Origin of the sequence: Bacteroides salyersiae WAL 10018 = DSM 18765 = JCM 12988, from assembly GCF_000381365.1 — a bacterium.
Classification (GTDB): domain Bacteria; phylum Bacteroidota; class Bacteroidia; order Bacteroidales; family Bacteroidaceae; genus Bacteroides; species Bacteroides salyersiae.
Genome location: NZ_KB905467.1, coordinates 514,324 through 537,984 on the forward strand (window position 1 = coordinate 514,324; position 23,661 = coordinate 537,984).

The window sequence follows — 23,661 nt, forward strand, 5'->3', positions numbered from 1 at the left end:
TCTTCCTTTGCAAAGCAAAGAGTATTCAGCCCGAAAACCTTTTCCCTTTCACGTCTGTACAATAGACGCTGACGGCAGCGGAAACAAGCGACCGACGGAAAAGTCGGATAAAGCACCTGAATGAAAAACAGCATATAGATGGGTTAAAACCAAACACCTATCTATATGCTGCTCTTATTTTCTTGGGAGGGATAATTTTTAGGAACACAATGAAATGGGCAGACGGCAAACTGCGCTCCTTCCAGAAAAATCAAAAGGTTGTTTTCGCTCTTGGCGGTGTTCCAATAGCCTGTAATAGCTATAATGTGCGGTTATAGACCATTTGGGTTAACCGGCAGCCCGTCTATTTCAACCTATACGCTTCTTTGTACCCTTTCATCAAGGTGCGCTCGATGTCGGAATTGCGGTACAGAATCTTGCCGCCAACCTGCGTGTATGGCAGGATGCCGTTGTTGCGGTAGTCCTGAAGAGTTCTGCGGCTTACTTTCAACAAGTGCGCCACCTCCTTGTCTGTCAGCAGTTCATCGTTGAATACTGCTGGCTGTTGCTTGCTTAGCAACTTTTCGAGCGAAGCCAAAAGCCTGTCGAAATTCGAGTGTACGCTCTTTACCCACTCGTGATCTTTTTCTCTGATTCCATTACTCATACGGTTCTATTATTGGTTATACGTTTCTTGGTCAAATGCTACTGCCTTTCCATTGTGCCCCCTTGCGTCTGTCTTCCACAGCAGAAATGACAGGTTCCACATCTTCGGAGCGGTAGTAGGTCCTGTTACCTATTTTGGTAAAGGCAAGCGTTCCGTTGTCACGAAGGGTCTGCAAGGTTCTCGGACTGATGCGTAGTTTCCGGCACACGGCATGATTATCCATCCAGCCGTTCTTTTCCCTTTCTCCATACGACTTGCAAAGGTTGTCGATTCGTTGTACGAAGTAATCCAACTTCGCAGCCACCTCTTCAAAGGCTTGTTTCTCAAAACTGATTATTTCCATAATTGTCACTGTTTATATTGTTCATACTATTTTTTCGTCGGTTCTGCAAAAGTAAGTCGGCTTTGCGTCTTACCATATGCGTTTCAAACATGTGGTTGTCTATGGCATAATTGGCTTAAGACACCGCCTTGTTTTTACTGTTCCCTGTGCAAAGTAATGTAGTAATCGTCACACTGCAAAGGATTTACAGATTGCTGACGGTCTGTTGCATCACTTGTCATCATGTTACATAATCAGTGGACAAAATGTACTGGCTAAGAATACTGATTTCAGGAAACAAACTTCTCTCAACTAAATGACATAAGCAGATTATAGCAATTAGCACCGTTGCTTCAATGGCTAAACGCATAATCCACCATAATTGCCACACTGTCTCCATTTACTTGATTCTGTGAACTATACACACTTCCTTTGCAGACGATAATCGGTCAAGGTGCATACCGAGACCACTGTATTAACCAATTAAAATCCATAATTTATGGGAACAACAAAAAAACTTGGGAAAGAACAATGGGAGACTATGACAGGCACGGTAATGTCTCAGATTCTTCCCGATGGAGACAAACTTGAAATCGAAAACGAGGCAGAAGTTGGTAGGCAACCCGAAACGTCTCCGGCTCCCCAACGCAGAGTAAGCAGCCGACAACGCAAGCTGTCGTTGGACGAGTATCGCAGTACCTTTCTGCAAGTGCCGAAAATCGAAGACCGCAAACCCGTTTTTGTCAGTTGCGAAGTGCGCGACAGGTTGGATGAGTTTGTGCGCAAGCTCGGGAATCGCAAAATGAGCGTGTCGGGATTACTTGAAAACATCGCCAGACAACATCTTGAAATCTATTCGGAAGACTTCGAGCAGTGGCGCAAATTGTAGGAAAAATCTGCATTACTGCCGTCAGGCATTCTTGAATCCACTGATGCGTGTAACTTCTGTTTTTGGAAGGGAGCGAGGTTATCTTTCGGGCATCCCAAAAAACTTCGCTCCACTCCCGAAATCGTGGAGACAATCCGCTCCCAATGGTCGCAGATTGTAAGATACATCATCACAGTGAAATGGCTAATCACAATAAACCAAGTAAAATGAGTAACAGCAATAAAATCAAACCCAAAGGGAGACCGAGAGCAAGCAGCTTTCGCAAACTCTCCAAATCCGTAACAGTGAAATTCTCCAAGCCCGATTACGACCGTCTGTGTCTTCGTAGCAGACAGGCCAATCGGACACTTGCCGAATACATCAGAGATTCTACGTTCAACACACAGATTGTGGCCAAGCATTCCCTGGAGGAAGCGGTCACTATCGTAGCCTTGTAGGAATGGCGAACAACCTGAACCAGCTTACAAAACTGTCACATCAGATTGGACTGTACCGTACCGCCAATATGGTAACGGAACTGCTTGAAAAACTGAAAGCGATAATGCACGAATATAAAACTTAACAGTGAGGTAACAATGATAGGAAAAATCAAGAAAGGAAAATCATTTGGCGGATGCATCCGCTATGTAATGGGCAAAGATAATGCAGAAATCATTGCTTCCGATGGCGTATTGTTAGGTAATACTCATGAAATAACGGACAGTTTCAACTATCATCGTATGCTTAATCCAAAAATAAAACAGCCTGTCGGACACATCGCTTTGAGCTTCAAACCGGAAGACAAGCCCAAACTGACCGATGAACTTATGGCTAAAATAGCAATGGAATATATGGATCTGATGGGCATTAGGAACACCCAATTCATATTGGTAAGGCACAATAATACCGACAATCCGCATTGTCATTTGGTCTACAACCGCATAGGGTATGACGGCAAGGTAATCTCTTCGCAAGGTGATTACAAGCGTAACGAGATAGCGACAAAAAAGCTGAAAGACAAATACGGATTGACATATGCCGAGGATAAAAGCAAGACCAACGTGGAGAAACTGCGTTCTGCCGAACAGGTAAAATATGAGATTCACAACTCCGTGAAGGATGCGTTGCGACATTCTAAAACATGGAAAGAGTTCAATGACAGTCTGGTGGAACAAGGTATCATACTTGAATTCGTAAAAAGAAGCCGTGATATAAAGTCGGTAAATGATATACAGGGTATTCGCTTTACCAAAGACGGACTGACCTTCAAGGCTTCACAAATCAGCCGTGATTTCAGTTTCGCAAAACTCAATGCCCGATTAAGTTGGAATACGTCTGATACAGAGCAGAGCCTTGACTCTAAAAAGCAGAAACATAAACTGATATCCGATAATGCTCTCAATACCAATATTATTGAAAGTAACGGTTTGGGATTGCTTTCTTCTTTTGGCGAAACTCCACCGGAAGAACAAATCCCATACGATGAACTATTGCGCAAGCTCAAGAAGAAAAAGAGAAAAGGCTTGGGTCTGTAATAAAATTATCGAAACGTAAAACATTAAAATCAAGATAAATATGAAACAGGAAGAATTAATGGAAAGCATCTATGGATGCCTGGAGAGAATAGAAAACAAGGTGAACGGTCTATCCATGCCCCAATCGGTAGACGGAAATTCCGAAGTGTACAACACAAATGATGCTGCAATGCAGGAGTTCAAACAGGACTTGAACGGCATCAAGACATCGTTCAACCGCCTTACAGAAAGCATCGTTGCCATCCGTGGCGATATCACCGATTTACTGAAACGCAACTCTATGGTAAACAAGGTCATGGAATCATTGTCTGTGCAGAACAACGAACATCAGCACAGCCGGAAGCAACAGAACGATTGTTCCAATAGAATCATCAAGATGTTGGCCGATCTGGGAACAAAGCAGACGCAGGAATCCGATGAGATAAAATCTCTGTTGCGAACCACCGATGAGCGTATCAAGGATGGTGTCTATTACGAAAAACACCACAGTTTCAGTATCGAATCTCCCTTTATCTTTTGGGGCTTTTGCGGAATGTTTGCCATGATAGTCGTCTTGGCTGTGGCACTGTATTTCGCCAAGCAACCGGATTACGACCGCATCGACAACGACTTGAAGTACCGCTACATCAAGATGAAAGGAGAGATTACCCCGAACGGTATATCAGAATTGGAAAACATCTTTGAACTCAATCGTGATAACGACAAAATCCGCCAGATGCGCAAAGATGTGGAATCCTACGAAGATGCAGTACACAAACGAGCTGCCCTTGCTGAGCAAGCCCGATTAAAAGAACAGGCAGCAAAGGAGCAGGAGGACAAGGCAAAATCCATCAAATCCAAGCCAATACAAACTGACAAACCTAAAAAGTGAGCGTATGGCAAGAGTAAAAGTTGCGAAGTGAACGGAAATAGAAAGCCAGCAGGTTATCAATAATCATGTGGCTTTCTTTAATATACCTTATTCATTAAACAAAATGCCATCTTTTTGAAAAAATACACCATGTTTTTGAAAGAATACTCCATATATTAGTGATAATCACAGGAAAATTTGTATCTTTGCAAAATTTTAATGGGATCATACAACATCATACATTAGTATATGCAGAAAGGTGCAAATATCAATAGAATAAAAGCTGTGCTTGCGGAACAAAATAGAACAAGCAAATGGCTCGCTGGAGAATTGGGCAAAGATCAAGCTACTATATCAAAATGGTGTACCAATACATATCAGCCAAGTTTGGATACATTGGTGAAAATAGCAGAACTGCTCAATGTTGATGTTAGAGATTTAATTGTAAAAACTGAAATTAAATAAGTTCATGTATAAAATAGAATGGGATAAAGATACCGGAGGTGTTTTGTTAAGTGCCAAAGTCACTAAAGAGACTTTAGGTATTGCACCTCGTCCTGTTTGGTTTGAAGAACTTGATTTACTTGGTCTTGACCGTCTTGGTTGGACTTACCCACGAACAGAAGAACCACTTATGTGGGCAGTTAATAAACAATATTTCTATCGTGGCGACTTGATGTTTGAGGCTAAAGGTGCTAATATTTACGATGCGCCAACAATCGTTTTCCAATCGGGTAAAGAGACAGCCACTATAAAACCGATTGACGTGAAAGAAATGTTAAGGCGTAATAGCGATCAAATGTTTTTGATTGAGAATGAGGCTATCGAATTTATTCGCGATACCTATATGGCTTATTCTGGTGTGAGTAAAGCCAATGCACTATCAAAAGCTAATCAAGAGGTTGACTTTGAAGCACTCGCAGAGAAGGTAGAAAAACGTACTAAACAAAAAATGGCAGTAGTAAAGCAGGATTGCGACAGTTTCGATATAGTACCGCTCAAAACAGCCAATGCCGAAGGTAAACGTGTGTTGCTCTCTACTCGTATAGATAGATTTATTGCATCATTTTCTGGTGGAAAAGACTCGCAAGTAGTGCTTGACCTTGTAACACGTGCCATACCTCCCACTGCTTTCGAGGTGATTTATTCCGATACCGGTTATGAATTGCCTCCGTCATTGGAGCTTTATGAAGAAGTGAAACGCTTTTATGGCGAGCGTTTTCCCGCATTGAAGTTTTCCACCACGCGTAACCACGAATCGGTTCTCAATTACTGGGATAAAATAGGGACTCCTAACGACACCCACCGTTGGTGTTGCTCTGTAATGAAGACCGCACCGCTTTATCGCTCACTTAAAGTGGAGGGTAACAAGCAAGCGCGTGTGCTTACGTTTGATGGTGTCCGAGCAGAAGAATCTACTCGAAGAAGTGGGTATAACAGAATTGGAAATGGCAAACATATCTTTACATACAATGCCCATCCTATTCTTCAATGGAATGTCGTTGAGATTTTCTTATATTTGATTATTCGCAATATTCCATTAAATCCAGCTTACCGCTTTGGATTTTCACGTGTTGGTTGTGTTATTTGTCCGTTTGGGTCTGATTGGTCTGATTTTTTGGTTAGTAAATTATACCCTGATTTCAGAAAACCTTTTTTAGATAAGTTGCAATTTTGGGTTGAGACATCGGGTATTAAGGATCCCAAAACTTTTATCAAGACTAAACGTTGGCACATATCTGCACTTGGTAGTCCATCCTTGTCTAATAAAGATAGAGTTTTGATAAGTAGTTCCAACCACGTTACAAAACTCAAAATTTCAGCCGATCCAAATATCTTTTTTGAATGGCTTAAAGTTCTTGGAACGTACACTATAGGCAACACCAAAGGCTCTTTTTCTGGAGCTATTCAAGTCGGCAAAGATATTATCTCATTTAGTGGCAATAAAACAGCCGCTCATATTGAGATTAAATTCAACACAAGTGATTCTCGCTTTGCAAATAATCTAATGCGAATCGCTCAAAAAGCGGCATATTGTGTTCAATGCGAAGTTTGCGAAGTCCAATGTCCTACTGGAGCTTTGAAAATTGTGCCGCATTTGTCTATTGGATCACAATGTGTGCATTGCTTGAAATGTATTAATTTCCACGAAAAAGGTTGCATTGCAGCCGATTGTTTAAGAAAAATATCTGGTAAAATAAAAATGGATTCTTCATTATCAATAAAGGGTTATAAAACATTTGGTCTTCGTGATGAATGGATAGATGAATATGTAAGTGATCCTGATAACTTTTGGTCAAGCACATTGTTAGGCACTGCTATGTTTGATTCTTTTAAGGCTTGGACTAAAGACGCTGGATTACTTGACACCAAAAATAGCCCTACAGAATTTTGCAAGTTAATGCAAGAAATTTATCGAGATAATCCCTCGTTGTTTTGGGAGATTATATGGATAAATCTTTCATATTCGTCTTTTATAGTCAATCGATTTATTAGCCAAATTTCTGTCGGAGACATTTTTGACAAGAAAACAATCTCTGATAAAATCAGTACTTCAGAAAGTGTTTCTTCACTGACAACATTAAACAATGCTATTGGGGCACTAATGGATATGTTCAAGAATTCGCCTATTGGCGATGACCTTGTTCAAGGTGAAGAATTTGAAAAAAAACGTATCAGAAGAAGTTACGATGATTTGAGCCTTGAAGCTCTTGCGTATTCATTATATCTATATGCCGAAAAAAATGGCAGCAAGGAATTCCGTGTTTCAGACCTTTACAATACTGACGGCTATAAAAGTGCGCCACTGGAATTTGGCATATCAAAAAACTCTCTTTTGAAGAAGTTGCGTGCGCTTTCATCTGATGCAAATAGGGTTTTATTAGCTGAATTAAATATGGGATTAGACCATATTACATTAAAAGAAGATTTGGATTCTATTTCTGTACTTAAAATATTGACAGCGTAATGAACTATGTTTTAGATATGTATCGACTTATGTTTACCTCTTTAAGAAGAGGTAACACGCAAGGTGTGTATTCTAAAGCAAAACCCGTTTTTTTAATAACACTACTTGATTATATTCCACTTTATGAAGACAATAAATTGAAATGGGGAGATGAATTATTCCATGAAAATTATCTTCATAATTTCGAAATGGAAGAAAATCTGAAACCCACTCCTATGTGGAAGCCTTTTTTCTACCTATCTTCCGAACCATTCTATGCTCTTGTGTGGCGAGAAAATCCGCCATACAATTTATTGAAGCATCCCTCGGCAAAGCTCTTAAAAGAGTATCTGGATTACGCCAAACTTGACGATGAGTTGTGGAAACTGCTGCAAGATGAATCGAATAGAGCATATCTACGAGAGTGCATAATTAAAAACTATTTCAATTGAATTTCAATTTTATACTTGACAATGGCAACGACATATAACGATATCATAAAAAAGCGTAGCGGTAGGGCTGCGTACAGCATAGAAGAAGAAAAAGGGAATCAATGGGCATCGTTCATTCCCAACGAGCAGTTTAATACCGTTCTGCGTACAGTACTTCGCTCGGTGCGAGGCAACGATATTGATGCCCATAAATCGTTTTGGATAAACGGCACATACGGCACAGGCAAGAGCCATGCCGTATCTGTTATCACGCATTTGCTCTGCGACACTGTTGACAATATAAAGGAGTGGGTGGACTATGAATATGGAGCAGACAAGTTCGATCTTATTCGCAATCAAATCTATAGTTTGCGTGAAGCCAAACGTTTGTTGCCTGTCAAGATTGAAGGACTGCGTGATATGTCGCACGTGTCCGACCTGCCATTGGTGCTTCAAACTGCCGTTGTCAAAGCACTCAATGAATTGGATATTGAATTAGCCGTTGATACTGATTTCGATGCACTCATACAGCATATTCAAGATAACCAAGTGATTTGGGATGACCTTATCGCCCGTTTTGCCGAATTGCGCTCAATTGCTTCTACCCGTGAGAAGTTGATACAGAAACTATCAGGAAAAGATATGGCGACTTTCCAAAAGGCAAAGTCAGCCCAACGCCAAGCAAACATGACAATTCTTCTGAATCAAGAGAATGTTGGGGCCTGGCTTATCGAGGTACAGGAGAAGCTCCGTGTGGAAACTGATTACAGAGGCTTGCTGATTATTTGGGATGAGTTTACCGATGTTATGGAAGATTCTATAGGTATTCCCGTACTTAAAGCCCTTCAGACTATTGCACAAAAGTTTGCCAACGAGGGGAACGATAGTTTCCTCTTCTTGATTTCTCATCCGTCAGCCTTCAACAAACTGGGCAACGAGGAAACCAAGCAGACCGACGGACGCTACCACCGTATGAAATATAATATGGAGTCGGTGTCGGCATTCAAAATAATGTCTCGCAAATTTGAGATTGTCGACCAGGAACGCCACCAATCAATGACCGATTTTTTCTATTCGACCAACCATAATTTGCTTGACCTATACACAGCAACGTCCAACGACCCGAAAGAAACTCGTGGAGATTTAATCAACCTCTTTCCTATACACCCGGCTACCGCCAACCTTGCCACACACTATGCCACTGTTGTCGGTTCATCAAGCCGAAGTGTATTTGAGTTTATCGGTCAAAATGAGGCAATGGAAGATTTCTTGGAAAGTGAAACAGCTTTTGCCAATCGTCAAACCGTTACAGCAGATTATCTTTGGGATTTCGTTCTGAAAGTATTCCAAGATGATGTGGTAAACTATGGAGCTGTTACTGAACGTTTCAATACATACCGCTTGCAAGTGGAAAACCATGGTGAAGCGGCTTATGCTGTTTTCAAAGGTATCTTGCTACTCAACGCATTCAACAACATATCTGCCGAAAATAACAATGACCTCGTAACACCGACAGAAGATAACATCGTAAATCTTTTTCTCGGTACTCAGTATGAGAATGAAACCGAAGATGCGCTCAATTGGTTTAACGATCAAGGTATAATCCAACGTGCGCCTGGTGGAATCTTCTCTGTTCAATTCTCTGCTTTGCCTTCGCATGAAATTGAAGAACTGAAGCAATCGCTTGCTAATGATACAGATAAATTCCGCTTTATTTCGAGTGTACTCAACTTTGGAGATACAGCTGCTTCATACTTTACTAAAAAGTATGTTCAGAAAATTATTCGTCCTTATGCTTTTCACTTTTATTCGGAAGCATCCAATGATGCATTGTTGAAAGACAAAATTAAACGCGCAAAAAGAGAGACACGTCCGAGCGATCTTTATTTGGCACTATTATTTTCAAAAAACAATGCTGAAATAGCTCATCTCCGTGAGTTTGCCGAACAAGCATCTACTAACGGTGCAAACGAAGATAAAGATTTGAGAGACATTATATTCATTGTCTTCGATACGGCATTTGGCGATAAACAATATGACCGGTTCATTGAATACATGGCAAACTACACCTCCGCCCAGTCGCATGGTTTTCTCGACCAAGTGAATGTGCATCGCAACCACGCCGCAGATATGATAAAGGAATGGCTACAAGATGCTCAGCGTGGTAATGCCACTATTTATGTAAACGGACAACAAATTCCCATCTCGGTTAAACACCTTCCATCGTATCTCAATAATACGGTAGCTCCTATTATCTTCCCTCAAGGACCTGATGCTATAGAAGCAATTAGACAGAAAGCTCCAAATCCATTCTGGAAGCCTATAGTATCAGAAGTGATTATTCGCACATTCATTTTCAGCACCAATAAGTCGGAGCTTACTGAGGGGGCAAGTAACATTAAACCTTTGCTATATCTCATACAAGATGCTATTGACGAAAACCTTGAATGGCGTGCAGATATGCCCGACAATCACCCATTCAAGATGGTCTTTGACTTCATCCAAAACAAAATTAAATATGCCGATAAGTCGCTGCTATTCAATTTTGCCGATAAGTTTGACGACCTTCGAAAACCACCATACGGGCTGTCGGGTAACTACGCATCTGCAGCTATGGTTGCTTTTGCTCTACGTAGTTGGGAAAACAAGATTTTCGACACTTTAGGAAAACCCATCGACAAAAATAGTTTGGTAACGATCATTACCGAACTGTTTAATGTCTGGGGGAAAGGAAAAAACTCAAATAAATTGAGCTTCAAATTTCAGACACCAGAAGAGGGTAAATTATGTAAAACTCTCGTTAAGACTTTCAAACTTGACAAATTGAAAGGTTACAGCGATATATCAAGTCTTAAAGATGCTCGTTTTGCTATAACCGGCTCTTTACTCGAAGAAAAGGGATATCCGCTATGGGCACTCAAATATATGGATGACGAATTTGTAAATTCTCATCCTGCTATTCTGCTTAACGAAGAACTCCAGCATTTGTTTGATAACATCGTTGCTATCTGTGGCGAAAAGGATATTAAAAATCCGGCTTTCGTCAAAGACACTCTCGAACTTATAGAAAACTATCGTGCCGATATACCAGACATTATGGCAAAGCCCGGTAACTTCCAAAACGGATTTAATAACTTCTTGCTTAGTCAACCCGGTATCGGTTTACAGAACTTTGAAATTGATTCTGCTTATGAATTTGTGAAAAAGCATCTTGAATCAACTGTAGGCTATTGGTCTGAAGAAGAAGTTGTAGTAGCCTTGAAAGACTGGCGTATTGCTGAAAATGACAAAATAGAAGCAGAGCGTCGTCGCGAGGAAGAAGAACGACGCAGATTAGAAGAAGAGGAACGTGAGCGAAAATTGGAAGAAGAACGCCACAAACTCGAAGAAGAGGCTAAAAATGCAAAGAACAAAGCTTTGCAAGAATTGAAAGGAAATCCGGAACAAATAGTTCGTAAGAAAGTTTCCGCCCAACAATACATTGATTCTATTGACTCAGTAGATTCACTCCGTTCACTTCTCGACAAGGTGATCGATTTAGGTTACGAATTTATTATTGATAAAATTCTCGAATCATCAAATAAATAGAAGTAGCCTATGTATCAGTCGTTCAACTCACTTGATGAGCTTTTTGCATATATGTATGAAGATAAGCACTGGACAGGTGCCAATGCTTCTCATTTTGACAGGTATCCTGTCAGGTTCGTGCTGTTCGATAATTTTTCCGACTTCAATGAATTTATTGTAAACCGCCCGGTCGGTATTTACAAACATTCCATTGATACGATGATTGATGTTGAGCATCCTGATGACTTTCTGTCATATACCGAACTGTCCGGTGAGATACGCGCTTTTACAAAGAAAATACCAATAAATGATTTTATCATTTACCCGTTTTCTGAAATGGCTCGCTTCTATGACAACGAAGAATACAAGGAATTTGATGCTCTGATTACCACCATACGCGGTTCACAAGCTCCGGAAGATGCTCAAAGAGAGCATGTACGCATATATATACCGATAGTGGGAATGCAGAAGAAAATGGGCAAGTTTATGAACGATAATTCTACGTTTGTCTGGGAGCTTAAATCAGAAACCGATAAAGGCATTTATAATTTGGTTGTAACTAATGGCACTACCTATGGCGTTTCCGGACTTTCCGACAAATATACGTATGTCAAGAATTTACATGACTGGCTTAAATTGTGGGAGAAAGGGAGTAAGATACAACCAACTATCATCAGTAGCTCACCGAACATTTTTGCTAATGCACATTTTGCTAAACCTGATAATGCTTTTACATATACTGAATGCAAAAATGCTTACGAATTTCTTGTTAAAGGTTTGCATCTTGATTTTGGTGTAACAGAATACCCCTGTGAAGAAGAAATGTGCTATTGGGAACAACTGGCTGCAGAGATAGATGTAAACACTTTCAATTTTGACGAGTTCGTGAAAGAACGCCTTGATATATTTGCTCTGCAAGACGGTATTGATTTTATAAAATCATGGTTTGATTGCGAAACAGATTTTGACCGTTGGCTGTTATCAATGTATTTCCGTAAGATTGCCAACTCAACCGGATATATTTATCGCGTTCTTTGTCAATGCTCAAACCTTAGCAAGGCGGAGCTATTCTCAAATATCGCTACTCTCATATTTGAAGAACCGAATAAAGAAGTATATATTTCAGAGCGTTTCCAAGCGATGAATTTGGCAGCCCAAAAAGGTGTTAAAATCACCGATATGGCAAAGACTAAATTAAAAGCTAAACTTAAGTCTATTGTAACATCTCCCGAACAGGGCGGATATTATCTTGCCTCCAAACTTCTGACTCCGTTAACGGAAGAAGAATTGCAACTTGCCATTCTTTGGGTCGCTCAGGAAAATATCAATCTCAATGATGTAAAGAGTGTTTTTCCCGAGTTATATTCTTATATGCAACCTATAGAACTAAACTCTTTGGAGGCATCTAATCAGTGGATATTGGAATATTTCAATGGCTATCGCTTATCTAAAATCTCAAATAACATCAATGAACGTGTTTCTGAAATTATTTCTGATAAAAACGCTAATTCTGCATCTTTCTTAAGTTGGTATGACAATTTCAAAACAGTCAAAACAATATTACATAACCGTTCAGATATTGATGTTTTTTATTGGATAGATGGGTTGGGCGTTGATTGGATACCATTTATCCGAAATATTATAGGAATATTTTCAAAAGAGCACGTGTATCTTAACGAAATACATATTGCAGTGGCAGACCTGCCAACAACTACCGCAACCAACAAGCCTATTTTGCAATCGCTGTTACCAGAAGACCGACACCTTGAAAAGGTTGGTGATTTGGATAGCTTTGCTCATTCGTCAAAGAATTATCCCCAATATATTATTGACGAAATGAATATCTTAGAAAAAGCGATAACCCAAGTGCTTGATAAATACACAGGAAAGAAAATAGCTTTCATCTCTGACCATGGTGTTACTTACCTTTCACAACATTCAAAAGGTCTTAAACTGTCTGGGCTTACACCCAACCATGAAGGCAGATTAGCTGATATTATTGGAAATAATTATGTTTCTGATGACAACTATATTGTCCTTGACGACAAGAAAACAATATGTTCGTTGACCCACAAGTCATTAACAGACAAAGTGAACACCGGACACGGCGCTCACGGAGGTTGCCTTCCCGAAGAAGTATTAGTTCCCATTATTGTGGTTTCTTCTCAGAAAAACGCAAACACCTATTCTGTTGCTATTGATAATGACGAAATAAACGGCAGACAACCTACGCTGAAATTTACCATTAAGGGACTTGCTTCTGTAGATGTTCCCACGCTTGAATATAACGGTGTTATATATCATCTACTGAACCATGGCAATGATAAATTTGAGAGTGAACGTTTGAACTTGGTTGATACTGCTACTAAGGCAATTGTACGTATCAATAATGAAATTTTTAATACATTCAACATCAAAATCTCTACGGGTGCTACCGAAGATGATTTATTTGGTGATTTATAAATATTTATATAGATGGACAAATCCTTATCAGATAAGATTCGTGAGCAATTTGCTGCGATGACAATATATAAAGACCCAACTTCAACAGGCAGCCTTTTTGCAGGAAGAAATTTGCCGTCATTTGTAAAAGATTTTTTACTCAAACGGTATATCAATTTTGACGGTTCTGTTAATCGGCTTAAATTAACAGATTTTCTCGATTCGGTTATTCCTACCGAACAATCTACAGTTAAAGACCGATTGGATTGTGGAGAAGAGTTGACCCTTCTCACTCGCTTTATTGTGTATATTGACCTTGTTAAGGGCATTCGCCGTTTTTCGATACCCGATATGGGTATTAAACAAAATGAAGGGCAAATCCCTGAATATGTTTATAAAGCACACATGGGCGAACTTGTCGATGGTGAAAAATGGGGTATAATTAAATTGGCTCTCCTACCTGATGATGATGGCAAAAAGAACCATGTGGAAATGGTGGACTATAAGCCGTTCAAACCTTATAGGTCAGTTGATGTTGACTATTTAAAAAATGCACGTGAGGCATTCACTACAAAAGAGTGGATTGATATGTTACTATCCGCTATGGAATATGATGCTGATGGCTTCCAATCGCAAACGGAAAAGATAGAGTTCCTTACAAGGTTACTTATTTTCATAGAGCCTCGCTTAAATGTGATTGAACTTGCACCAAAAGGAACCGGTAAAAGTTATGTTTTCGGCAACCTCTCCAAATATGGTTGGTTGGTAAGTGGTGGTAAGGTTACTCGTGCCAAGTTGTTTTACGATAAACAAAAACAACAAAATGGCATTATGAAGAACCATGATTTTACAGCATTTGATGAAATTCAAACTATCGTATTTCAAGAACCTGCTGAAATTCAAGCCGCTTTAAAATCATACCTTGAATCGGGGAAAACCACAATTGACAATAACGAATTTACATCGGAATGCGGTTTGATGCTAATGGGAAATATCCCATTAAATGAGAAAAAACGACCGCTCAATTTCCGTTATTTTGATTCTTTACCTCATAACTTTCGTGAGTCAGCTTTGCTTGACCGTTTTCATTGTTTCATTGAGGGTTGGCATTTGCCTCGTATTCACAAGGGTATGATTTTCAAGGGATGGACTATTAATGTGGAATATTTTTCTGAAATTCTCCATGCTCTCCGCACGCAAAGTATTTATAGTATTGTATTCGACCAAATAGTAGACTATGATAAGAACGCAGATACACGCGATTTCAACGCTGTTAAACGTATTGCAGTGGGGTATATGAAGCTTCTCTTCCCTCATTGGACGAGCTCATCAAAAGTTGATTTTGAAGAATTTGACACCTATTGCTTACAACCTGCTATCCGTAGGCGCGGCATCATTAAGGAACAATGTCACTATATTGATTCTGAATTTAAAACTTCTATGCCTAATTTTTGGATTAACAAGGGCATAGTGAATAATACAGATTCAGATGATAAGGGTATGGAAGAAAATGAGTTATTTTAAGGATTGAATTATTTTTGAGTGATTTTATAGGCATATGGAAAATTTGGATAAGCTTGTACTTGAATTATGTAAACTGCCACAAGAAACAGGTTGGGTAGAGTTCAAACATAACAATTGCGATCCTAAAATGGTTGGCGAGGATATCAGTGCCTTAGCCAATAGTGCTGTTATTGCGGATAGGAGTTATGCCTATATGATATGGGGTATTGATGATAATACCCACGAGATAATTGGCACAAAAGTCAGTTTGAAAAAAGAGAAGAAAGGTAATCAAGAACTTGAGAACTGGTTGCGCTATTTGCTTTCCAAAAATGCCGATTTCGAAATGCACTCTGTTGATATTGATGGAAAGCACATTGAAATACTGATTATCTCAAAAGCAGTAGGCGTACCTGTTACTTTTGAAAAGGTGGATTATATCCGAGTAGGCAGTTATACGAAGAAAATCATTGAATTTCCTGCATTGCAAGCTCAATTATGGGATAAATTGCGAAATCAACAATTTGAAGATGCTTATGCTATATCCGATATACAATTACAGGATATACCTCACTATTTGAATTGCGAGGTATATTTTGATACTCTAAATATGCCAATTCCAACAAGCATTGATAAATATGCACATTATTTGGTAGAGGACGGTATTATTGTCAAACAGGACAATGGACTCTATGCCATAACAAACCTTGGGGCTATTCTCTTTGCAAAGAAACTTTCGGAGTTTCCGCGTGTAGGACGAAAAGCAATAAGAATTGTACAATACGAAGGTCTTAACAGACTTACAATACTAAAAGAAGAAACTACCACAGAAGGATATGCCATTAGTTTTGAAAACGCAGTAAAATATGTAAATACACTACTTCCTACAAAAGAAGATATTGATTCTGTGCGTAGAAAGTCTATAAGCACATTCCCCATACCGGCTATCAGAGAAGCAATAGCAAACAGCCTTATTCATCAGGATTTTTTCATTACTGGAACAGGACCGCTTATTGAAGTATTTGAAAACCGGGTAGAAGTTACAAATTCGGGAACACCATTAGTAGATATTATGAGAATAGTGGATAACCCACCCAAATCCAGAAACGAAAAATTAGCTTCTTTGATGCGCAGGTTGAACATGTGTGAAGAATTAGGGCGTGGATGGGATAGAATGGTTATTAGCTGTGAATTGCAAAAATTGCCGGCTCCGCGAATTCAAATATATCAAGAATCAACCAAGGTTTCATTATTCTCTCGTTTAGATTTCACAAATATCCCAGTGGAAGATAAAATATGGGCAACATACTTACATGCTTGTATAAAATATATAGAAGGTAATGCTCTTACCAATAGCTCATTAAGGGAAAGGTTTGGTGTTGCAGAATCTTCATCAGGCAGTATTTCACGATTGATAAAGGAGGTTCTAAACAATAAACTGATAAAACCAGTAGATCCTAATACAGCCCCTCGGTACATGAAATACATTCCAACATGGGGGTAATTTAACTTGCTGGTAACTTGCTGTATTTGCAATACCTGCATTAATACACTTGATTAACAGGGATTTGACTATTAAATCTAACTTGCTGGCAAGTTGCTGAATAAGATTATAGAGAATAATACAATTCTTGATTTTGTGAAAAGTCAGGAAAAAATTAAGGCGAAATAAACTGATAATCTATTTATTTTCGCTATCTTTGTTGGTAGCTAATCATACCACTTCTATTTGAAGCAAGATAAAGAAGATAGCACGTTACAAATCCATTACCTATTGCCATAAAATGGTTTTGTAAATATTTGAAAGATAGTGATATACTATTAGGAAAAAGCATTGTTGCTAAATCGTTACCTCTATTTCTCAAATAATTCGCTAAAAGTTTATTCTTCAATCGGTTAAGTCAAACCGATAAAAATCTAAAATAAAACATAAAAACTATTTGAACACAAAATTTATGAAAACAATGACACTACTTTTAGGATTGGCTTTGAGCTTATCCTGTTTTTCGCAAAATCAACAAGGGTATCAGAATCCGGTTATTCCCGGTTTTTATCCAGATCCGAGTGTTTGTAGCGTAGGTGATGATTATTATTTGGTCGCCAGCAGTTTCCAGTATTTCCCCGGTGTGCCGTTATTCCACAGTAAAGATTTGATCCATTGGGAACAGATCGGTAATTGTCTGACCCGTCCCTCGCAAGTATCACTTCAAGGGGCCAGTATCTGGGGCGGTATCTATGCACCTACTATTCGTTATAATGACGGTACGTATTACATGATTACGACCAATGTTACCGATAAAGGAAACTTTATCGTACATACCACTGATTTGTATGGGGAATGGTCGGAACCTGTATCAGTTAAGCAAGGTGGCATCGATCCTTCTCTTTATTTCGAAGGAGGGAAATGCTATCTGGTCAGCAATCCGGACAACTGCATTCAATTGTGTGAGATAAATCCGATGACCGGTGAGCAGTTGACCGAATCTAAACGTATATGGAATGGTACCGGTGGACGCTATCCCGAAGCACCGCATATTTATAAAAAGGATAATTGGTATTATTTGCTGATTGCCGAAGGGGGCACGGAATACGGGCATAAAGTTACTATTGCCCGTAGCCGGCATATAGACGGCCCCTACGAGTCTAATCCCGCCAATCCGATTCTTACACATATCAATATGAATGCGCAGGGCAATCCGATACAGGGGGTAGGACATGCAGAGTTCGTACAGGCTTCTGACGGTTCCTGGTGGGTACTTTGCCTTGCGTTTCGTCCGCAGACCGGTTATCATCATCTGTTAGGTCGTGAAACGTTTCTTGCCCCCATGCGTTGGGATAAAAATGCGTGGCCGGTGGTGAATGGAGATGGAACCATTGCACTGCAAATGGATGTTCCGACTCTTCCTCAGCAACCTCTTGCCAAGAAATCGCCCCGTACTGATTTTAAGGGGGAGAAACTTGGCCCGGAGTGGGTGCATATAAGAAACAATCACCTTGAGAATTACACGCTTGTTTCCGGCAAATTACGTCTGAAAGCAGCTCCTGTCAGTTTGAATGATGACAAAGCCAGTCCTACTTTTGTCGGACGCCGGCAGCAACATACCGATTTTACAGCTACCACTTCTATGCAGTTGCAAAAGGCATCTCCTGCCGATGAAGCGGGATTGACAGTATATATGTGCGAATCGTCTCACTATGATCTTTATGTCAAGCAACTGGCGGATGGAAAGCAGGCAGTCGTACTACGCTATCGTTTAGGTGAATTGACACACACGCAAAAGGAAGTGATTGTGCCGCAAGGAAAAATTCAGCTTCGTGTAAAAGGTAACAATGAGTTTTATTCGTTTGAGTATGCTACGGATGGAAAGAATTTCCGCAAATTGGATAAAATGAACACACGCTATGTAAGTACGGAGACTGCCGGTGGTTTTACAGGAATTATTTTAGGATTATATGCTGTTGCTACTTCCGACAGTTCAAAAGCACATGCCGATTTCGAGTATTTCGAATATGAATAATAATGTGCCAATGTGCCAATGAAAGAGTGAAGGAATGAATCATAATGTACCAATATGTCAATTATGCTGAAGTGTGTTGTTTATAACACATTTATAGCGTAGTAATTGGCATATTAGTACATGATTCAATTGGCACATTATTCAATTCTTTCCAATTGCACTGTGAAGTGTCTCATCAGAGGAGCTTCCCATGCAATGCGTACGCCGCGTGTAATTTCTTCTCTGCGGTCGTATACGTTTTTGAGTGCGGCGGCAATTACATCCATGTGGTTATCGGTGTAAACACGACGTGGGATAGCAAGGCGTAGTAGGTCTAATCCGTTGAAACGGTTTTCGTGGGTTATCGGATCACGATCTGCCAATAAATAACCTATTTCACATCCGCGTATGCCGGCTTCAAGATACAGTTCAACAGTCAGTGTTTGTGCCGGGAATTCTTGTTTGGGGACGTGGGTCAATACCTTTGGGGCATCTACGAAGATGGCGTGCCCACCGGCAGGACGTTGATAGGGAATACCGTATTCATCAAGTTTTTTTGCCAGATATTGCACTTGATGAATGCGTGTCTCCAGATTATCGAATTCTGTGTTTTCGTCCAGGCCGATGGCAAGGGCATTCATATCCCGTCCGTTCATTCCACCATAGGTAAGATAGCCTTCGAATTGTACACAGAATCCTTTGGCACCTTCGTACCATTCTTTGTGGCGGGTGGCAATGAAACCTCCCATGTTGACGATACCGTCTTTTTTTGCGCTCATGGTCATACCGTCGGCCAGATCGAACATTTCCCGTGTGATTTCCTTGATTGTTTTCCCGGTATATCCTTCTTCCCGTGTTTTAATAAAATAGGCATTCTCGGCAAAACGTGCCGAATCGAAAAGTACCGGCTTTTTGTATTTATCGGCCAAGGCGCGTACTTCCTTTAGGTTTTGTATGGAAACGGGTTGTCCGCCTGCTGTGTTGTTGGTGATGGTTACTATGATAAAGGGAATTTTGTCGGCATGTTCCTGCAATGCTTTTTCCAGTTTGACAGGGTCTACATTGCCCTTAAAGGGGATTTCCAATTGGGTTTGTTTGGCTTCGTCAATGGTGCAGTCTAATGCTATGGCTTTGCGCCCTTCGATGTGTCCTTTGGTAGTATCAAAATGCGAATTTCCCGGTACGATGTCTCCTTCATGAACTAAATAGGAGAACAATACATTCTCGGCTGCGCGTCCTTGATGGGTTGGTATGATATATTCAAAACCGGTGAGCCGGGTGATCATTTCTTTCAGTTTGAAAAAGGAAGAAGCGCCGGCATAGCTCTCGTCTCCCAACATCATTCCTGCCCATTGACGGTCACTCATGGCACCCGTACCGGAGTCGGTAATAAGGTCGATGTATACTTGTTCGGCTTTCAGTTGAAATACATTGTAGTGCGCCTCTTTTATCCATTGCTCGCGTTCCTGACGGGTACTTTTACGGATAGGCTCTACCATCTTGATTTTCCATGATTCTGCAAAAGGTAATTCCATATTCTTAGATATTTGGTTTTATTCGTCGAATTTAAGGAAAACCTTTGGAATATGCAATAAACATATGACATTTTGATATTCGGATATAAAAAAGAGGAGAGTACGAATATGGTACTCCCCTCTGATTATAATATGATTGAATTTTATTTAAATACAATTTTGGATGGGAACCAGAAGTAACCGGAATAGTCAATAATTTCAAGAGGCGTTTCATTGATGCCGTCTGCTATGACAATTTTATTATTCTTATAGTGATCACCATATCCGTCTTCCGTAAATGTACCATAAACATTTCCGGTAAAAGGGGCAACGGCCAGTCCGGCACCATAGAAAGAGTAGTTTTCCGGTGCTGTCATGATCTTTTTCAAGTCTCCGGAAGTGATATCGTATTTGTATGCATCTTTAGAATTCCATCCGTCTTTTTTGACAAAGTATAAGGCGTTCTCGGAAATTGACGCACACAAACAGGAAGGGGTATATGCAAAACTATTATAGTTTACTGCATAACCTTCCGGCAAGTCGATTGTTTCAGATGTTAGGTCTTTGATATTTATTTTTGCCAATTGGGTCTCGTTAGCTGCCCAAAGGGAACCGTCTTTAGCTCTGGCAAAACCTGTATTAGCGGCTTCTAAATCTTTTATGTAAGAGAGGTCGTTCGATTTATATACCTTAATAGTATTGTCTACGATGATAAATAAATAATCTCCAGATACATACATGTCTTTGCAAGAGCCGTCTATTACTTTTTCCGCTTTTGTACCTTCGGCTGGTAATGGGTTTATGGTTATTTTATATGCTCCACGGGCAGTTGCAATGATGCCGGTAGTGCTGTTGATGACAGCAAAGTTGTACGCTTGATTATCGTCAATAACAGCTTTGGTTATAGAAGATGTTTTCTTGAAAGTGGCAGCATCGGCTTCTACCAAACAAGGATTATCTTTGGATACGATGTATACTTTTCCGTTATTGAATACAGCTGTCGTTGAAGTTGTGCCCAGTTTCTCATCGGCATTGCTTGCCTGATAGATGTTGTAGTTCCATGTTCCATCGTTATCGTAAAAACAGATAGAACCATTAGCTTGCCCTTCATTGACTACATAAAAACTACGGTTTTGGGCAACATTTATTGTTAAGGTTGCTTCGGCTTCAACAGTTTTATAAGTGGCACGATATAAGATAGTGTGTGAACCTATACCTGCTTCGGCAGCATTGAATGTATAGCTTGATTTATCTGATACCTTTGTACCGTCTACAATCCATGCGTATGAGATGTTTTCTGCCTGACTTAGTACAGGGGTAATAGTAAGGGACTCATCAATGGCAATTGTGAATGTTAATCCGGACTCTGGGGCATGGTTACCAATTCCCAAGTCTAATATTGATAGTTCATCTTGAGGTGTTTCATTATCATCATCTTCACAAGATACAAATACCATTGGTAATGCCAATAGCATTACCATACATAGTCTGCTGAAAAAAGAATTTAATTTTCTCATGTTGTTTTTTTAAATGTAATTATTGATAATAAAATATTTCTATTTATTGTAATGCAGGTCTTCCACTGCCTGTATCTCTGTTGATATTTCTCCTGTCCATCCGCAGTCTTGGTTGACAGCCGTGTATATCTTTACAAAATCAATTCCGTCAAGATGTACCGGATTACCGTTTTTGTCTACTGCCCAATCGATTTTGAATTTAGAATATTCCGTATCATTCGGGTGATTGTCGGCATATCCCCAAGCATAGCAATAGCCTACCCAATGTTCCGGCATGTCAGGACGTGGCTCGTTTACTGCATTGTCGGCTAAGCGGCTTCCGGAGAAGGTGATCCGGTCTTCTTCTATCCATTGCGGATAATAGGAGTATTGGGTATTAAAGTCATTTCTTTTTATCTCTCCTTGACCACCTTGGTTATCCGTCCATTGTACATTGTCTCCGGGCAGTTCGGGACGGTAATAGGTGATTTCATAATTCCGGATGGTGGAGGGAGAGTTGTATTCGCTTCCTGCCAGTTCATACCACTCGTCATCGGGAAGTCCGTTTCCATTGGTGTCTTTGGAAACCAGTACGATGCCTGGTTCTGCGCTTCCGCCGGGTTTGTCTTCATTGGTGCCATATATGTCATAGGCGGCATTCCCGTATATCTTGAAATCATATTCGCCCGATACATTAGGTACAGTATGGTCGAAACCTACTGTAATGTATCCCCCGAAAGCACCTAATGAAAGTAAGCATACATTCCGGTCTGATAACAGTTCCGTAGCATATTCCAATACTTGCTGATAGGTAAATCCCTCCTTATAAGCGGTGGCGGTGGTATTCATGAACTGCGTCGGGGCGGGGCGATACTCCAATACTTTGTTGGCGAAGGCGGCTGCCTGCGGGGTATCCGGATCGTCGTTGCCACTTTGCGTATCTTTGTCGGAGAAAACCACTGTATTGGGATTTTGTCCGATATTAGTGAGACGGTATATTAATTTTCCTTGTGGATTGAAACAGAGTACATCACCTCTTACCAAATAGTTATAGGCGTCTGTAATGTATATATTTCCACTATACGGATTGACATGGATGCCATAAGGGGTGTTGATCTCGGTCTCGTCTGTAATGAAATCCTCGCGCAGGGTAGTTCCCGTTTGCAGGTTGAATACCTTTATCTGCGAATCCTGTGTGGTGTAGTTGAAATTATATAAGTAAGCAAGTTGGTCGTTGATGGCAAAATTCATTACCTTTTCGTCATAAATCTGTTTCACTTCATCCGTGCGGGTGTCTATCTGAACAAAGTTATAATCGCCCGCACTGATGTCTTTACCGCGTGTTGCCACATAGACGTGGCCGTAATTGTCCGCCCTGATCCGCCCCGGATTGTAACCTACCTGTATTTTCTTTATTTCTTTGAACGGTTCTGTGCTGACTACGGACACGGTGTTGTCCACGCCAATTCCGTCCCAATCCAACCCTCCGGAATTGGATACATAGAGTTTATCTCCCTGCACGCAAATTCCGTCCGGATTCCGTCCTACTGTGGCATACTCTTCGATTTCCAATGAGGTGGTATCTATTCGGGCCACAGTGCCGTCGAACGAGCAGACATATGCTTTGTCTTTATGAAAAGCGATGTAACGCGGTTGCCGCGAACTACCGTTCTCATTCAGTACCGGTATCCGTTTCAGAGAGAGTCCTGATACCCGGTCTATTACCTCGATCTGGCTCGAAACATTCACTACGATATAGAGTTTGCTGCCGTAAATAGCCATATCATTGGCGGTATCGCCCAATCCTCGATGGTTTTTACTGCGGAAATAATCAGTGTCCGTCTGCCCGTTTTTGAGTGAATGAAACATGAGTGTGCTGTTGTTCAGGTTAAACAGTCCTTCACTCAATACATAAATACCGGCGGTTCCGGTTTCTGTGTTGCTCCCTTCGTTGTCTTCGGGGCTATCTTTATCTGTAATATCATCACAGGCATGAATTAACAAGCCGAATACGAATAATATGAGATATTTATATTTCATCAT

16 protein-coding genes and 1 pseudogene are annotated in these 23,661 nt (G+C 40.3%); 12 read left to right on the forward strand and 5 right to left on the reverse strand.

The window, feature by feature from the left end:
* Window positions 1-343 precede the first annotated feature (343 nt).
* Both HMPREF1532_RS13450 and HMPREF1532_RS13455 read right to left on the reverse strand, forming a co-directional pair.
* Window positions 344-646: a helix-turn-helix domain-containing protein gene (locus HMPREF1532_RS13450; protein ID WP_005930464.1), complete on the reverse strand. Its 303-nt coding sequence runs from the start codon at window positions 644-646 to the stop codon at window positions 344-346.
* 31 nt (window positions 647-677) lie between these two features.
* Window positions 678-989: a helix-turn-helix domain-containing protein gene (locus tag HMPREF1532_RS13455; protein WP_005930466.1), complete on the reverse strand. Its 312-nt coding sequence runs from the start codon at window positions 987-989 to the stop codon at window positions 678-680.
* A gap of 478 nt (window positions 990-1,467) precedes the next feature.
* Between HMPREF1532_RS13455 and HMPREF1532_RS13460 the strand changes: the two genes are divergently transcribed.
* The 12 genes and pseudogenes from HMPREF1532_RS13460 (at window position 1,468) to HMPREF1532_RS13515 (ending at window position 18,629) form a co-directional block, all read left to right on the forward strand.
* Window positions 1,468-1,857, forward strand: coding sequence for a DUF3408 domain-containing protein (locus tag HMPREF1532_RS13460; RefSeq protein ID WP_005930467.1), 390 nt, complete (start codon window positions 1,468-1,470; stop codon window positions 1,855-1,857).
* Between the two features lie 206 nt (window positions 1,858-2,063).
* A pseudogene (locus HMPREF1532_RS13465) lies at window positions 2,064-2,419 on the forward strand (plasmid mobilization protein).
* A gap of 13 nt (window positions 2,420-2,432) precedes the next feature.
* The gene (locus HMPREF1532_RS13470; RefSeq protein ID WP_005930471.1) at window positions 2,433-3,371 is read left to right on the forward strand and encodes a relaxase/mobilization nuclease domain-containing protein; all 939 of its coding nucleotides are present in this window, start codon (window positions 2,433-2,435) and stop codon (window positions 3,369-3,371) included.
* 40 nt (window positions 3,372-3,411) lie between these two features.
* On the forward strand, window positions 3,412-4,242 hold the full coding sequence (locus HMPREF1532_RS13475) for a hypothetical protein (RefSeq protein ID WP_005930474.1): 831 nt from the start codon (window positions 3,412-3,414) through the stop codon (window positions 4,240-4,242).
* Window positions 4,243-4,470: 228 nt separating this feature from the next.
* Entirely contained in the window at window positions 4,471-4,686 is a 216-nt protein-coding gene (locus tag HMPREF1532_RS13480; RefSeq protein WP_005930477.1) for a helix-turn-helix transcriptional regulator, read from the forward strand.
* Window positions 4,687-4,690: 4 nt separating this feature from the next.
* Entirely contained in the window at window positions 4,691-7,189 is a 2,499-nt protein-coding gene (locus tag HMPREF1532_RS13485) for a phosphoadenosine phosphosulfate reductase domain-containing protein (RefSeq protein WP_005930481.1), read from the forward strand.
* On the forward strand, window positions 7,189-7,620 hold the full coding sequence (locus HMPREF1532_RS20575; RefSeq protein WP_005930485.1) for a hypothetical protein: 432 nt from the start codon (window positions 7,189-7,191) through the stop codon (window positions 7,618-7,620). Before HMPREF1532_RS13485 ends, HMPREF1532_RS20575 begins: the two co-directional genes overlap by 1 nt.
* A gap of 21 nt (window positions 7,621-7,641) precedes the next feature.
* Window positions 7,642-11,187: a hypothetical protein gene (locus HMPREF1532_RS13495; protein ID WP_005930488.1), complete on the forward strand. Its 3,546-nt coding sequence runs from the start codon at window positions 7,642-7,644 to the stop codon at window positions 11,185-11,187.
* Between the two features lie 9 nt (window positions 11,188-11,196).
* A complete protein-coding gene (gene pglZ / locus HMPREF1532_RS13500) occupies window positions 11,197-13,629 on the forward strand; it encodes a BREX-4 system phosphatase PglZ (protein WP_005930492.1) in 2,433 nt (810 codons plus the stop codon).
* A gap of 12 nt (window positions 13,630-13,641) precedes the next feature.
* Window positions 13,642-15,132: a BREX system Lon protease-like protein BrxL gene (gene brxL, locus HMPREF1532_RS13505; RefSeq protein WP_005930496.1), complete on the forward strand. Its 1,491-nt coding sequence runs from the start codon at window positions 13,642-13,644 to the stop codon at window positions 15,130-15,132.
* A 34-nt stretch (window positions 15,133-15,166) separates the two neighbouring features.
* Complete coding sequence (locus tag HMPREF1532_RS13510) at window positions 15,167-16,615, forward strand: ATP-binding protein (protein ID WP_005930498.1); 1,449 nt, start codon at window positions 15,167-15,169, stop codon at window positions 16,613-16,615.
* Between the two features lie 451 nt (window positions 16,616-17,066).
* The gene (locus HMPREF1532_RS13515; RefSeq protein WP_025819083.1) at window positions 17,067-18,629 is read left to right on the forward strand and encodes a glycoside hydrolase family 43 protein; all 1,563 of its coding nucleotides are present in this window, start codon (window positions 17,067-17,069) and stop codon (window positions 18,627-18,629) included.
* A gap of 137 nt (window positions 18,630-18,766) precedes the next feature.
* Here the strand turns inward: HMPREF1532_RS13515 and tnaA are convergent, their stop codons facing one another.
* The 3 genes from tnaA to HMPREF1532_RS13530 all read right to left on the reverse strand — a co-directional run bounded on the left by tnaA (window position 18,767) and on the right by HMPREF1532_RS13530 (window position 23,658).
* Complete coding sequence (tnaA, locus tag HMPREF1532_RS13520; protein ID WP_005930503.1) at window positions 18,767-20,143, reverse strand: tryptophanase TnaA; 1,377 nt, start codon at window positions 20,141-20,143, stop codon at window positions 18,767-18,769.
* Window positions 20,144-20,286: 143 nt separating this feature from the next.
* Window positions 20,287-21,639, reverse strand: coding sequence for a DUF5074 domain-containing protein (locus HMPREF1532_RS13525; protein ID WP_005930506.1), 1,353 nt, complete (start codon window positions 21,637-21,639; stop codon window positions 20,287-20,289).
* Window positions 21,640-21,678: 39 nt separating this feature from the next.
* Window positions 21,679-23,658 (reverse strand): DUF5074 domain-containing protein, encoded by a 1,980-nt coding sequence (locus tag HMPREF1532_RS13530; protein WP_044094326.1) that lies wholly within the window; start codon window positions 23,656-23,658, stop codon window positions 21,679-21,681.
* Window positions 23,659-23,661 lie beyond the last annotated feature (3 nt).

Excerpts from the sequence above, each read along its gene's own strand:
- HMPREF1532_RS13450 (WP_005930464.1), bottom strand. The coding sequence starts at position 646 with ATGAGTAATGGAATCAGAGAAAAAGATCACGAGTGGGTAAAGAGCGTA.
- HMPREF1532_RS13455 (WP_005930466.1), bottom strand. The coding sequence starts at position 989 with ATGGAAATAATCAGTTTTGAGAAACAAGCCTTTGAAGAGGTGGCTGCG.
- HMPREF1532_RS13460 (WP_005930467.1), top strand. The coding sequence starts at position 1,468 with ATGGGAACAACAAAAAAACTTGGGAAAGAACAATGGGAGACTATGACA.
- HMPREF1532_RS13470 (WP_005930471.1), top strand. The coding sequence starts at position 2,433 with ATGATAGGAAAAATCAAGAAAGGAAAATCATTTGGCGGATGCATCCGC.
- HMPREF1532_RS13475 (WP_005930474.1), top strand. The coding sequence starts at position 3,412 with ATGAAACAGGAAGAATTAATGGAAAGCATCTATGGATGCCTGGAGAGA.
- HMPREF1532_RS13480 (WP_005930477.1), top strand. The coding sequence starts at position 4,471 with ATGCAGAAAGGTGCAAATATCAATAGAATAAAAGCTGTGCTTGCGGAA.
- HMPREF1532_RS13485 (WP_005930481.1), top strand. The coding sequence starts at position 4,691 with ATGTATAAAATAGAATGGGATAAAGATACCGGAGGTGTTTTGTTAAGT.
- HMPREF1532_RS20575 (WP_005930485.1), top strand. The coding sequence starts at position 7,189 with ATGAACTATGTTTTAGATATGTATCGACTTATGTTTACCTCTTTAAGA.
- HMPREF1532_RS13495 (WP_005930488.1), top strand. The coding sequence starts at position 7,642 with ATGGCAACGACATATAACGATATCATAAAAAAGCGTAGCGGTAGGGCT.
- pglZ (WP_005930492.1), top strand. The coding sequence starts at position 11,197 with ATGTATCAGTCGTTCAACTCACTTGATGAGCTTTTTGCATATATGTAT.
- brxL (WP_005930496.1), top strand. The coding sequence starts at position 13,642 with ATGGACAAATCCTTATCAGATAAGATTCGTGAGCAATTTGCTGCGATG.
- HMPREF1532_RS13510 (WP_005930498.1), top strand. The coding sequence starts at position 15,167 with ATGGAAAATTTGGATAAGCTTGTACTTGAATTATGTAAACTGCCACAA.
- HMPREF1532_RS13515 (WP_025819083.1), top strand. The coding sequence starts at position 17,067 with ATGAAAACAATGACACTACTTTTAGGATTGGCTTTGAGCTTATCCTGT.
- tnaA (WP_005930503.1), bottom strand. The coding sequence starts at position 20,143 with ATGGAATTACCTTTTGCAGAATCATGGAAAATCAAGATGGTAGAGCCT.
- HMPREF1532_RS13525 (WP_005930506.1), bottom strand. The coding sequence starts at position 21,639 with ATGAGAAAATTAAATTCTTTTTTCAGCAGACTATGTATGGTAATGCTA.
- HMPREF1532_RS13530 (WP_044094326.1), bottom strand. The coding sequence starts at position 23,658 with ATGAAATATAAATATCTCATATTATTCGTATTCGGCTTGTTAATTCAT.